The following is a 12671-nucleotide window of genomic DNA, read 5'->3' on the forward strand; positions in this document are numbered from 1 at the left end:
CGACGCACCGGCACCGACGCACCGAACGACCGCACCCTGGAGAGCCACACGGTGACCACACGCCAACTGCTGGAGATCGCGTTCTCGTCCGGCCGGTCCGGAACCGGACCGGCCACCTGGGGCCAACGGGCCATCTGGGACGCCGTACGCCGACTCCCCCCGGCCGACGTGCCGCGCTACACCATCGCCACCGCGGCCCCGCTGGACCCGGGCCTGCCACTGCCCGGAGTGCTCGACGCCCTGGGCCGACTGCTGCACCTGCACGACTCGCTGCACACCCGGCTGCTGCCCGCCCCGGACGGCACCCTGCGCCAAGTCGTCGACCCGGACGGCACCTTGACCGTCGAGGTGCACCCGCTGGCGGACGGCGAGGACCCGACCGAGGCCGGCGGGCGACTGCACCGGGACCTGGCCGGACGCCCCTTCGACACCGCCACCCAGTGGCCCCTCCGGGTCGGCGTGGTGACGGCCGACGGCCTGGCCCGGCACATCAGCCTGGCGCTCTCCCACACCGCCGTCGACGGCGCGGGGATGAACCGCCTGGTCGCCGACCTGACCGCGCTCAGCCTCGGGCACTCCCCCAGCCAACTCGCCGGGCTCCGCACACCCGCCCGACAGCCCCTGGAGGAGGCCGAGTTCCAGACCTCCGAGCGGGGCCGCAAGCGCGACACCGGCGCCCGCAAGCAGTTCGTCCGCAAGCTCCGCCTCGCCCCGCCCCGGCTGTTCCCGGAGCCGCCCGCGACCGAGCACCCCGCCGACTTCCCCAACGCCGTCCTGCGCTCCCCCGCCCTGCCCGGCGCGGTCGAACTGGTCGCCGCCACCCACCGGGTGAGCACCTCCTCCGTCCTGCTGGCGGCGACCGCCACGATGACCGCCCGCCTCGCCGGCACCACCGAGGCCGTGCTCAACGTCGTGGTCAACAACCGCTTCCTGCCCGAGCTGACCAACGCGGTGAGCGTGGTCGCGGGCGACGGACTGTTCCACCTCCCCGACGCCACCGCCGAGTTCGGCGAGGTCGTCCGCCGCACCCACTCCGCCGCGATCGGCACCTACCGGCACGCCTACTACGACAAGCTCGCCCTGGCCGCCGAGGTCGAGCAGCTCTCCGCCGAGGGCGTACCGCTCGCCGACCGCTCCTGCGTCTTCAACGACACCCGCGACCTGCTCCCGGCCGCACCCGCCCCGGGCGACGAGGGCACCACCCTCAGCTGGCCGGTCGACTTCGAGCCCCGCCCGGGCCTGACCTACGCCCTGGACGCCCTGCAGTCCCCCGAGGCACTGAGCCTCGCCATGACCGCCGACCCGGCCGTCCTCCCCCGCCCCGCGATGGAGCGGTTCCTCTACGGCATCGAGGAGTTGATCCTCACCGAGGCCGCCGCCCACCGCTGACCCGGCCCCGCCCGCACCGCCCCCGACCACCGGGGGCGGTGCGCCCACGAGGAGACCGCACAAACGGGTTGACCCCGGGCCCTACCCTGGAATCCATGCGGATCCTCGTACTCGGCGGTACCTCCTTCGTCGGCCGCGCAATCGCCGCCGACGCCCTGCGCAGCGGCGCCGAGGTCACCCTGTTCAACCGCGGCCGGACCAACCCCGGCCTCTTCCCCGAAGCCCGCCACCTGCGCGGCGACCGCGACACCGGCGACTACGCCGCCCTGCGCACGGGCGAGTGGGACGCCGTGGTGGACGTCACCGGCTACCGCCCCCGCCAGGTCGACCAGGCCATGACCGCCCTCGGCGACCGGGTCGGCCGCTACCTCTTCGTCTCCAGCCACGCCGTCTACCAACGGTCCGGGCTCGCCCCGCACTCCGACGAGTCCGCCCCGCTCCGCGCACCGCTGCGCGAGGCCGAGGAGCTGTCCGAGGAGACGTACGGCCGGCTCAAGGTCGCCTGCGAGCAGGACGTCACCGCCCGCTACGGCGACCGGGCGACGATCGTGCGCCCCGGCAAGGTGGCCGGGCCGCACGACGAGCAGCGCGGACTGACGTACTGGGCCCGCCGGGCGGCCCGCGGCGGCCGGATCGCCCTGCCCGGGCGCCCCGAACAGCCCGTCCAGGTGGTCGACTCGCGCGACCTGGCCCGGCTGGTGCTCCGGCTGCTCCAGGACGGCCGACCGGGCGCCTTCCACGCCGTGGGCCCGGCCGAACCGACCACCCTGGGCGGCCTGATCGCCACCTGCGCCGAGGTCGCGGGCACCGGGATCGAGCTCGTGCCCGTCCCCCCGGAGACCGCCCCGCCGCCGTTCTTCCCGCTGGTCCGGGCCGAACCCCTCTGGCCCGGCCAGCAGCGCGACCCGTCCCGGGCGCGCGCCGCCGGGCTGCCCGCCACCCCGCTCGCGGTGACCGCGGCCGACGTGCTCGCCTGGGACCGCGAGCGCGGCGAACCGCCGCTGGGGCACGGCTTCACCCCCGAGCAGGAGGCCCTGGTCCTGGCCGCACACGACGCCCGCTGACCAGCGCCCCGGAGCGGACGGGCTCCGGGGCCGTGGACTGACGCACGGCACCCCCCTCCTGACCGATTGTCAGTGCCACCCGATAGGGTCGGGCCCGAACAATCGCACCACACCGGTACGAATGCACCAGCACGCCCATCAGCCCTACGCACCACCACCAGGGGGGGACCATGACCACACCGGGCACCAGCCCGCTCACCGCCGCCGACCTCGTGGAGGGTTGGCACCGGGTCGGCGTCCGCCCGGGCATGGCGGTCATCGTGCACTCCTCGCTCTCCAGCCTCGGCCGGGTCGAGGGCGGGGCGGCGGCCGTGGTCGCCAGCCTGCGCGAGGCCGTCGGGCCGGGCGGCACGGTGGCCACGCCCGCCTTCACCGGCTCCGTCGTCTGCGACCCGGCACCGGACCACGCCGGGCGGCCCACCCCCGAGATCGCCGAACTGCGGGCCGCCGTCCCGCTGTTCCACCCCGGACTGCCCTCCCCGATGGGCGCGATCGCCGAGGCCCTGCGCAGCCTGCCGGAGAGCCTGCGCAGCACCCACCCGCAGGCCTCGGTCGCCGCCGTCGGCGCCCACGCCCGCGAGGTCACCGCCCGCCGCTCGCTCGGCTGGGCCGTCGGCCGGGAGTCGCCCTTCGGCGCCCTGCACGACCTCGGCGGGTACGTGCTGCTGGTCGGCGTCGGACACAACCGCAACACCTTCCTGCACTACGCGGAGACCTTCGCCCCGAACCGCCGGCTCAAGCTCCGCCGCTTCCCGATGGCGATCCAGGGCGAGCGGGTGTGGATCGAGACCCCGGACGTGGGCAACGACAACGACACCCACTTCCCGGTCGTGGGGCGGGAGTTCGAGGAGCTGGCCGGCATCCGCGAGGTGCTGGTCGGCAGCGCGCCGTGCCGGCTGGTCCCGGTCCGCGAGCTCATACCCTTCGCCGTCCGCCGCCTCACCGAACTGCTCGCGGCGGACGGCCCCGGAGCGGCGTAGCCCGGCCCTCCGGCCGGGCCACGCCCGTCACCTCACCCCACCGGGTGTCAGTGCTCGTGCACCGAGTGGGCGTCCTGGATCTTCTTCCAGGACTTCGGCTCCACCAGCGCCTTGACGTCGTCCCGCGCCCCCGGCGCCAGCGAAGCGGCGGCCGGTGCCCCCGGCACCACCGGTCCGACGGCCGGCTTGCCCGGAGTGAACAGCCAGGTCTTGAAGAGGTCCCCGAGCTTCTTCCCGGACACCTTCTCCGCGTACGCCTGGAACTCCGCGATGGTCGCATTGCCGTACTTGCGCTCGGTGGGCCAGCCCTTGAGGATCTTGAAGAACTTCTCGTCCCCGACGGTGTTGCGCAGTGCCTGGATGGCCACCGCGCCCCGGTCGTACACCGCGTTGGAGAACTGGTTGTCCGCGCCCGGGTCGCCCGGCTTGACGCTCCAGAACGGGTCGTCGGCCGGGTGCGAGGCGTAGATGTAGTCGGCCAGCTCCTGGGCGGTGCCCTCGTTCTCGTGCTCGGACCAGAGGAACTGGGCGTAGCTCGCGAAGCCCTCGTTCAGCCAGATGTCGCTCCAGTGCGCGACCGAGACACTGTCGCCGTACCACTGGTGGGCCAGCTCGTGCACGACCACCGAGGTGTTGGTGCCCTTGGCGAACTGCTTGGGGCTGTAGAAGACCCGGGTCTGGGTCTCCAGGGCGTAGCCGGTCGGGACGTTGGGCACATAGCCGCCGACCGAGCTGAACGGGTAGTCGCCGAAGTAACCGCTCAGCCAGTCCACCAGCTCACCGGTGCGCTCGACGCTGGCCCGGGCCGCGTCCGCGTTCTCGCCGAGGTCCTTGCTGTACGCGTTGTAGACCGGTAGCCCGCTCGCGGTGGTGTCGGTGGTGATGTCGAACTTCCCGACCGCCAACGTCGCCAGATAGGTCGCCTGGGGCTTGTTCTCCCGCCAGCTATAACGGGTCCAGCCGGCTTTCGAGCTGGTCCCGGTCAGCACGCCGTTGCTGATCACCTGGTTGCCGTCCGGCACCAGCACCGAGACGTCGTAGGTGGCCTTGTTGCTCGGGTGGTCGTTGCTCGGGAACCACCACCACGCGGCCTCGGGCTCGTCGGCCGCCACGGCACCGTCGGGGGTGCGGTGCCAGGCGGTGAAGCCGTACTTCTTCACGGTGGACGGCACGCCCTTGTAGCGGACCACCACGGTGGCCTGGCTGCCCTTGGCCAGCGGCCGGGCCGGGGTGATCTCCAGCTCCTGCTCACCGCTGGTGGCGAAGGCCGCCGCCCGCCCGTTGACCAGTACCTCGGAGACGTTCAGCGCGAAGTCGAGGTTGAACCGGGAGAGGTCCTGGGTCGCGGTGGCGAGGATCGTGGTGGTGCCCTCCAGCTCGTCGGTCGCGGGCTGGTACTTCAACCGGATGTCGTAGTGGGAGACGCGGTAGCCGCCGTTGCCGTAGGTCGGGTAGTAGGGGTCGCCGATCCCGGCCGCGCCGGGTTGGAAGTCGGCGGCCGAGGCGGGGACGGCCAGGAACAGGCTCAGGGCACTGGCGGCGGAGACGATCAGCCTCTTGCGCAACGTGGTCCTCCAGGATCACCGGATCGATGGGTCGGATCGATCCTTGTCCCGGCAGCCCGCAGTCCACTCCCCAATTGTGAGATGTTCATGAAAAGAAACGCGCCGAAATCACGCCGCCCCACCCCCGTCACCCGCCCCACCCGTACCGCACCGCCCCCGGGCCCCCTCAGGCCCCCAGCACCACCGGCGCCCGCACCAGCGAGCCGTACTCCGTCCAGGAGCCGTCGTAGTTCTTGACGTGCGGGTACCCCAGCAGCTCGGTGAGCGCGAACCAGGTATGCGCCGACCGCTCGCCGATCCGGCAGTAGGCGATCACCTCCCGCTCCTCCCCGACCCCCTTGCCGCCGTACAGCGCCCGCAGCTCCTCCGCCGAGCGGAACGACCCGTCGTCGTTCGCGGCCTGCGACCAGGGCACGTTGACCGCCCCGGGAATGTGCCCGGGCACCTGGGCCTGCTCCTGCGGCAGGTGCGGCGGCGCGATCAGCTCCCCGCGGAACTCCGCCGGGGACCGGACATCGACCAGCACCGCGTCCGCACCGGGCTTGGCGAACACCTCCGCCTTGGCCAGCACCTCGTCCCGCAGCGCCCGCAGTTCCGGCCGCTCCGGCCCGGTCAGCCGGTACCCCGAGTGCTGGTAGTCCATCACCTCGTGGGTGAGCTCCCGCCCCTCCAGCTCCCACTTCTTCCGCCCGCCGTCCAGCAGCTTCACCGGCCCGAACCCCCGCAGCCGCAACAGCCAGAACGCGTACGCGGCGAACCAGTTGTTGTTGCCCCCGTACAGGACGACCGTCGTATCCTCCTCCACCCCGGCCGCCCGCAACAGGTGCTGGACACCGTCGCGATCCGCGTAGTCCCGCCCGACCTGGCTGTGCAGATCGGTGGTCCAGTTCCACCCCACCGCCCCGGGGATGTGGTCCCGCTGATAGGCACTGCCGTCCTCGTCGACCTCGACCACCCGGACCGTCCCGTCGTCCAGGTGATCGGCCAGCCACTCGGTGCGGACCAACGCCTCAGGGTGCGCGTAACCGTTGCCGGTCATCCCAGACCCTCCTTCGCTCTACCCGGACCGCGGCACCCGGGCACAACGAGGCACCGGCGACCGGGCCGGACAGTTCGACGCTACGCCGACCACCCGACCCGGGCCACCCGGCTCAGGAGAAGATCACCGAGCGGAACTTCAGCTTGTTGCCGAGCTTCTTGCCGGGGTTCATCACATAGAAGACGTCACCGTCGCAGTCGGTCTCAAGGAACACCGTGGCCGTCGAGGTGGTGAAGTTCTCCGGCGCGTAGGCCGGCGCGTTCCCGGTTTCCGGAACGTTGATGCACACCCGGCCCTCCGGGTCGGCCAGCCCGGTCTGGACGCCGGGGAGCGGGCCGACCCTGTAGAGGAAATCCCCGGTGGTGGCGTTGGCCGACATCGGGACGGCGAGGACGAGGGCGGCAGCGCTGGCGACGGCAAGAACAGCATTGCGGAGACGCATGGGAGAGAGCCTTTCAGGTGGTACTCGACGTACCCGGCGAACTAGTGCGAGATCACCCTAGAGGCCGAAAATCCGCAGAAACGCTTCTTCCAATCCACCCATTCGAGTGGTTTAAGAGCCAAAGCCGCCACCTGTCCCACCCATCGCTATTCTCCGACTTTCCGATATCAATTCGGCGGCGCCGTGAACAGATACCCCGAATCGATCAGCACCGGCAGGTACGCCTTCAACGCCGCCACCGTCTGCGAGCGGTCCCCGCCCCCGTCGTGGTTGAGCACGATCGACCCGGGCCGCACCTCTTTCAGGACCGTGTCGATGATCGACGACGTCCCCGGCCGGGACCAGTCCCTCGGGTCGATCGACCAGGCCATGTTCCGCAGCCCCATCTCGGCGGCCACCCGCAGCGACACCGGCGAGAAGTCCCCGCCCGGCGCCCGGAACCAGGTGGGCAGCCGCCCGGTGGTCCGGTGCAGCAGGTCGCTGGTGCGCTCCAGCTCGTCCCGCACCTGACTCTCCGACATGTGCCGCAGGTCCGGATGGGTCCAGGTGTGGTTGGCGATGTGGTGGCCCCGGTCGGCGATCTCCCTCACCAGGGCCGGGTGCTCGACGGCGTTCTCGCCGATCAGGAAGAAGGTCGCCCGGATCCCGTGCTGCTGGAGCAGGGCCAGCACCTGGGGCGTGTACTTGGGATCCGGCCCGTCGTCGATGGTGAGCGCCACCACCCGCTGGGCCGGGTCCAGGTCGTAGACCGGCTTGCTCTCCGCATCGCTGAGCACCTTGCGGACGGGCTGGACACTCGGCGCCGCACTGGCCGCCGGACTCGCCGACGGAGTGGCGGATGGCGGCACCGGCGAGGGCGTCGGCGAGGAAACCGAAGCCCCGGGCGCCCCCGGCACCTCCGTCGCCAGCACCTCCGTCACCCCCTCCGGAGCAGCGACACCCCCGTTACCCCAGGGGCTCTTGCAGGCGGCGGCACCGCCGAGCAACGACATCCCGGCCGCTACCATCAGCAGCCTGCGCGAGGTGACCCGAGTGGTCACCGAAGAAGTAATCTGACGATCAGACAGCATTCTGGATGCTTGCCCCGCTGGTCAGCACCCCTCCCCCCGGGCGCCGATCACCACTCCGACAGCCCACAGCACCCCCATCCCACCGACCTACCGACACCCCTTCCCCTCATTCCCCCCATGGCCGCTACGCTGTGCCTTCCCCAGTGTGATGATCTGCCATCAGAGGACGTGGCCATGACGACAAGTCAGGACTTCCCCCAGCAGGGCCCGCAGGACGAGGACGCCGTCGAGCTGAGCCAGTGGGAACGTTTCGGCGTCGACACCACCACTCCGCACTCCGCGCGCGTCTACGACTACTGGCTGGGCGGCAAGACCAACTTCCCGCCGGACCGCGCCATGGGCCAGGCCATCGAGGAGGCCGTGCCCAGCGTCAAGGAGATGGCCAAGGCCAACCGCGCCTTCCAGGGGCGCGCGGTCCGCCACCTCGCCCGGGAGCACGGCATCCGCCAGTTCCTCGACCTCGGCACCGGCATCCCCACCTCACCGAACACCCACGAGATCGCCGAGGCCGTCAGCCCGGGCACCCGCGTCGTTTACGTCGACAACGACCCCATCGTGCTCGCCCACGCCCGCGCCCTGATGGTCTCCAGCCCGGCCAGCCGCACCACCTACATCCACGCCGACCTGCGCAAGCCCGAGGAACTGTTCTCCGACCCGGCGCTCACCTCCACCCTCGACCTCACCCAGCCGGTCGGCCTGCTGATGATCGCCGTCCTGATGCTGATCGCCGACGAGGACGACCCCTGGGGCCGGGTGGCCGCCCTGCGCGATGCCCTGCCCTCCGGCAGCTGCATCGCCCTCACCACCCCCACCGCGGACTTCGCCCCGGAGGCCGTCGGCAAGGTCGCCGAAGCGGCCCGGGCCGGCGGAATGACCCTCGTCCCGCGCGGCTACGACGACGTGCTCCGTTTCTTCGACGGCTGGGACCTCGTCGAGCCGGGTCTCTCCCCCGTCCTCGCCTGGCGCCCCGACGGCGAGCCCCCGGCCGACCCGAAGGCCGCCTACTACTGGGGCGGCGTCGCCATCAAGCGCTGACACCACCGACGCGCCCGGGTGACCCCACCCGGGCGCGTCACTTCAACAAGCGCGACATCCTCCGGTCCGCCAACGGCTTCCCCCCGGTCTGACACGTCGGGCAGTACTGCAACGACGAGTCCGCGAAGGACACCTCCCGCACCGTGTCCCCGCACACCGGACACGGCAGCCCGGTCCGTCCGTGCACCCGCATCCCCACCTTCTTCTCCGCCTTGAGCTCCCCCGCCGCCAGCCCCCGCGACCGCTCCACCGCGTCCCGCAAGGTGTCACCCAACGCCTCGTACAACCGCGCCGTCTCCTCCTCCGTCAAGCTCGACGCCAGCTTGTACGGCGACATCCGCGCCACGTGCAGCACCTCGTCCGAGTAGGCGTTGCCCACCCCCGCCAACACGGTCTGGTCCCGCAACACCCCCTTCAACCTCCGCCGCTCCCCCCGCAACAACCCGGCGAACTCCTCCACCCCGAGATCCAACGGTTCCGGCCCCAATCTCGCCACCCCCGGCACCTCCACCGGATCCCGCACCACATAGACGGCGAGCCCCTTCTTCGTCCCCGCCTCCGTCAGATCGAACCCGTCCCCACCCTCCAACCCCACCCGCACCGCCAACGGGTTCCGCGAACTCGGCTTCGCCGGTTCCACCGGCAACGAATCCCTCCACCGCACCCACCCCGCCCGCGCCAGGTGCACCACCAGATGCACCCCACCCACCTCGAAGTCCAGAAACTTCCCCCGCCGCCCCACCGCCCCCACGACCCGCCCCTCCAAGGCAGCCACCGGCGGGTCGTACGTCTTCAACGCACTGATCGCCACCACCTGCACCCGCGCGATCTCCCGCCCGACCACCCGTGCAGCCAAGAAGGAACTCAACGCCTCAACCTCGGGCAACTCCGGCATGCGCCCAGTCTCCTCCCACCCCCAAACCCGCACCAACCCACCCACAGCACCCACCCCCACCTCCCCACCCGACCCAGGCGAGAGGGACGCGCTGCGGGAGGGGGCGGTGGAGGGGGTGGGTGCGGAGAGCGGCGTAACGGGTGATTTTCAGACCGCCCACGGCGCCCAGCCACGTGCCCACAGGGTCGGCGGTCGGAAAATCACCCAGCCGCCGGAGCACCCACCCCCGGAACCGCCCCCGGACCAACCCACCCTCCCGAAAGCCCACCCCCACACCCCAGCCCCGCGCAGCGGCCCCCTTTTGCCCCACCCCCCGACCAAGCGCACCCTGGTTCCGGAGGAAACCCCATGACCACCCTTGAGGAACAGATCGACATCACCGCCCCCGCCCTGGCCACCTGGGAGCAACTCCACCGGGTCCACGAGTACCCCCGGTTCGTCGACGGCGTCCGCACCGCCCACCCCCACGGCCGCAACCACGCCCACCTCGCGATCCGCATCCACGGCGCCGAACGCTCCGTGGACACCGAGATCACCGACCGCGGCCGGGGCCGGGTGATGGCCTGGCGGACCCTGGACTCCGTCCACCTGAGCGGCGCCTTCGCCCTGCTCCCCCTCGACCCCGAGCACACCCGCCTCCAGATCCGGCTGGAGTACGACCCGGAGGCCGTCCACCGCGAGTTCGGCGGCCCTCGCGGCTTCGCCCAGGCCGGAGCGATCGAGCGCACGGTCCGCGAAGACCTCGAACACTTCCGAGACATCCTCGAAGCCCGGGTGACCACCGCAAACGGCCACTCCGCCTCAAGCCCCGACGGCCACCCCCACGGGAACCCCCACACCCCGTAAGAACCACATAAGCCCAGCTCAGCAAGGCCGGTGAGGCTCTTCACAGCCCGCAGCCGACCAGACCGTTCCACTTTCAACCTGTGGCAGACTCGGATGCCATGGACATCGGCCCGGTCACCAGGACGCTCCGCGCGGCGGTCTTCGCCGCGCTGGTCGTGCTGCTCGCCGGGCTCGGCCAGGTGCTGGTCACCGGCCGCTCGCTGCCGGTCGGAACGATGGGCCTGGCCTCGGCCGCCGTCTTCGTCCTGGCCTTCGCCCTGGCCGGCCGCGAACGCGGCTACCCTGCGATCGCGGCGGCGTTCCTCCCCCTCCAGCTCGGCGTCAGCGCCCTGTTCGACCTGGCCCAGCGCTCCTGCCCGTCCCTTCCGCCCGACGCCGGGCAGGGCCTGCGCCCGCTGCTCTGCGGCGGCGGCTCGCTCGGCGGGTTCCTGCTCGGCCACGGCGTGTCCGAGCAGACCGGCATCCTCGTGCTGCTCCTCCTGCACACCGTGATCGCCCTGGCCGGGGCCTTCTGGCTGCACCGCGCGGACGCCGCGCTGAGCGGCCTCACCCGGGCCCTCCGGACGCTGGGCGAGTTCCTGCACCGCCACCTCCCGGCCGCCGCCCGCTGGCTGCGGCTGCTGACCGCCCCCGTCCCGGCCCGCCCGGTGCTCCGGGCGCCCTTCCCCCGCGCCAGCCGCGTGCTGGTCCCCGCCGAGGACGCGGTCGTCCGCCCGGCCGTCCGCCGCGGCCCCCCGGTGTTCGCCCTGACCGTCTGAGCGCTTCCCCTCGACGGTCCTCGCTCCCCGCCACGCCCAGCGCCCAGCGCCACGCGCCCGCGCACCCGAGAGCACAGGACGACACCCCATGAGCAACGCCCGTAAGACCGACCGGAAGACCAACGCCACCGAGCGCATGCGCGAGGCCCGCGCCCAGGCCCAGCGCGCCGACCGGGTCCGCCGCCGGGTGGTGGTCGGCGGCGCCTCCGTCGCCGTGCTCGCCCTCGCGGCCGGCGTCGCCTTCGCCGTCGGCGGCTCCTCCTCGACCGCCGGGGCCGGCGGCCCGCTGGTCGTCCCCGCCAACGCGAGCGGCACCGACGGCACCGTGATCACCTACGGCAAGGCCGACGCCCCGCACACCCTGGAGGTCTACGAGGACTTCCGCTGCCCGTTCTGCGAGCAGCTGGAGACGACCACCGGCAAGGCCGTCCAGCAGCTCGCCGACGACGGCACCTACAAGATCGAGTACCACCTCGCGACGTTCCTGGACAAGAACCTCGGCGGCAAGGGCTCGCGCACCGCGCTGGCCGCCGCCGGCGCCGCCCTGAACGAGGGCGTGGACAAGTTCAAGGCCTTCCACGACGTGCTCTACGCCAACCAGCCGGACGAGCGCAGCGACGACTTCGGCGACGTCAACCACATCCTGGACCTGGCCGGCCAGGTGCCCGGCCTCAAGACCGACGCCTTCGTGAAGGCCGTTCAGGACGGCACCTACGCGCCGTGGGCGGCCAAGGTGAACGAGGAGTTCAACAAGAGCGACGTCACCGGCACCCCGACCGTCAAGCTCGACGGCAAGAAGCTGGACGTCCTGACCAACGGCAAGGCCGTCTCGCCCGAGCAGTTCACCGCCCTGGTCAAGCAGGTGACCGGGTGACGCCGCCCGCCCAGGCCGTACCCGCCGCCGCCACCACGCGGACCTTCGGTGCGAGCCGCCCCTTCGCCTGGCTGCTCCTGCTCGGCGGCGCGGTCGGCCTGTTCGCCTCGGCCGTCCTCACCCTGGACAAGATCCGGCTGCTCAAGGACCCGTCGTACGTCCCCAGCTGCAACATCAACCCGATCATCAGCTGCGGCTCGGTCATGCGCAGCGACCAGGCGGAGGCCTTCGGCTTCCCCAACTCGCTGATCGGCCTGGTCGCGTTCGGCGTGGTGATCGCGATCGGCGCCGGGCTGCTGGCCGGGGCGTCGTTCCGGCGCTGGTTCTGGCTCGGCCTCCAGGCCGGGACGGTGTTCGGGATCGGCTTCGTGACCTGGCTGATGTACCAGGCGCTGTACCGGATCAGCGCGCTCTGCCCGTACTGCATGGTGGTCTGGGCCGCGATGATCCCGCTGTTCTGGTACACCACCCTGCACAACCTGCGCTCCGGTGTGATCCCGGTCGGGCCGAGGGCGCGGACGGTGGTGCGGGAGGCCGTGCGCTACCACTGGGTCGTCCCGGTGCTCTGGTACGCGGTGATCGCGCTGCTGGTGCTCAACCGGTTCTGGTACTACTGGAGCACCCTGATCTGACGCCCGTCCGCCGCCAGCTGCCCGCTCCCACCCCGGGGAACGGGCAGCGGACGGCGGGGGCCCTCCCCCGGTGAGGCCGCCA

13 protein-coding genes are annotated in these 12671 nt (G+C 72.0%); 8 read left to right on the top strand and 5 right to left on the bottom strand.

The features are described 5' to 3' along the window. The first annotated feature begins 51 nt into the window (after nt 1–51). The 3 genes from ACFY2K_RS09570 to ACFY2K_RS09580 all read left to right on the top strand — a co-directional run bounded on the left by ACFY2K_RS09570 (nt 52) and on the right by ACFY2K_RS09580 (nt 3433). Nucleotides 52–1389 carry a condensation domain-containing protein gene (locus ACFY2K_RS09570; RefSeq protein ID WP_387710503.1) on the top strand — a complete coding sequence of 446 codons (1338 nt, stop codon included), beginning with the start codon at nt 52–54 and terminating at the stop codon, nt 1387–1389. Nucleotides 1390–1484: 95 nt separating this feature from the next. After that, a complete protein-coding gene (locus tag ACFY2K_RS09575; RefSeq protein ID WP_380528335.1) occupies nt 1485–2453 on the top strand; it encodes an NAD-dependent epimerase/dehydratase family protein in 969 nt (322 codons plus the stop codon). A 170-nt stretch (nt 2454–2623) separates the two neighbouring features. Then, complete coding sequence (locus ACFY2K_RS09580) at nt 2624–3433, top strand: aminoglycoside N(3)-acetyltransferase (protein WP_387710505.1); 810 nt, start codon at nt 2624–2626, stop codon at nt 3431–3433. Nucleotides 3434–3480: 47 nt separating this feature from the next. Here the strand turns inward: ACFY2K_RS09580 and ACFY2K_RS09585 are convergent, their stop codons facing one another. The 4 genes from ACFY2K_RS09585 to ACFY2K_RS09600 all read right to left on the bottom strand — a co-directional run bounded on the left by ACFY2K_RS09585 (nt 3481) and on the right by ACFY2K_RS09600 (nt 7255). After that, the gene (locus tag ACFY2K_RS09585; protein ID WP_387710507.1) at nt 3481–4998 is read right to left on the bottom strand and encodes a M1 family metallopeptidase; all 1518 of its coding nucleotides are present in this window, start codon (nt 4996–4998) and stop codon (nt 3481–3483) included. A 166-nt stretch (nt 4999–5164) separates the two neighbouring features. Continuing rightward, entirely contained in the window at nt 5165–6037 is an 873-nt protein-coding gene (locus ACFY2K_RS09590; protein WP_380643663.1) for a sulfurtransferase, read from the bottom strand. A 112-nt stretch (nt 6038–6149) separates the two neighbouring features. Continuing rightward, a complete protein-coding gene (locus ACFY2K_RS09595) occupies nt 6150–6479 on the bottom strand; it encodes a hypothetical protein (RefSeq protein ID WP_380643665.1) in 330 nt (109 codons plus the stop codon). 167 nt (nt 6480–6646) lie between these two features. Continuing rightward, a complete protein-coding gene (locus ACFY2K_RS09600; RefSeq protein ID WP_375894945.1) occupies nt 6647–7255 on the bottom strand; it encodes a polysaccharide deacetylase family protein in 609 nt (202 codons plus the stop codon). 468 nt (nt 7256–7723) lie between these two features. Between ACFY2K_RS09600 and ACFY2K_RS09605 the strand changes: the two genes are divergently transcribed. After that, nucleotides 7724–8584, top strand: a complete 861-nt coding sequence (locus ACFY2K_RS09605; protein ID WP_387710509.1) for an SAM-dependent methyltransferase — start codon at nt 7724–7726, stop codon at nt 8582–8584. A 37-nt stretch (nt 8585–8621) separates the two neighbouring features. Here the strand turns inward: ACFY2K_RS09605 and ACFY2K_RS09610 are convergent, their stop codons facing one another. Further along, nucleotides 8622–9479 carry an Fpg/Nei family DNA glycosylase gene (locus ACFY2K_RS09610; protein ID WP_387710511.1) on the bottom strand — a complete coding sequence of 286 codons (858 nt, stop codon included), beginning with the start codon at nt 9477–9479 and terminating at the stop codon, nt 8622–8624. A 348-nt stretch (nt 9480–9827) separates the two neighbouring features. Between ACFY2K_RS09610 and ACFY2K_RS09615 the strand changes: the two genes are divergently transcribed. The 4 genes from ACFY2K_RS09615 to ACFY2K_RS09630 all read left to right on the top strand — a co-directional run bounded on the left by ACFY2K_RS09615 (nt 9828) and on the right by ACFY2K_RS09630 (nt 12589). Continuing rightward, entirely contained in the window at nt 9828–10325 is a 498-nt protein-coding gene (locus ACFY2K_RS09615) for an SRPBCC family protein (protein ID WP_387710513.1), read from the top strand. Nucleotides 10326–10405: 80 nt separating this feature from the next. Further along, nucleotides 10406–11083, top strand: a complete 678-nt coding sequence (locus ACFY2K_RS09620) for a hypothetical protein (RefSeq protein ID WP_387710515.1) — start codon at nt 10406–10408, stop codon at nt 11081–11083. A gap of 88 nt (nt 11084–11171) precedes the next feature. After that, complete coding sequence (locus ACFY2K_RS09625; RefSeq protein ID WP_380528352.1) at nt 11172–11957, top strand: DsbA family protein; 786 nt, start codon at nt 11172–11174, stop codon at nt 11955–11957. Beyond that, nucleotides 11954–12589 carry a vitamin K epoxide reductase family protein gene (locus ACFY2K_RS09630; RefSeq protein WP_380528354.1) on the top strand — a complete coding sequence of 212 codons (636 nt, stop codon included), beginning with the start codon at nt 11954–11956 and terminating at the stop codon, nt 12587–12589. The genes ACFY2K_RS09625 and ACFY2K_RS09630 overlap by 4 nt, the downstream gene beginning before the upstream one ends. Nucleotides 12590–12671: the final 82 nt, after the last annotated feature.

The sequence above is a fragment of the Kitasatospora sp. NPDC001309 genome (genome assembly GCF_042896295.1).
In the GTDB taxonomy this organism is placed as follows: domain Bacteria; phylum Actinomycetota; class Actinomycetes; order Streptomycetales; family Streptomycetaceae; genus Kitasatospora.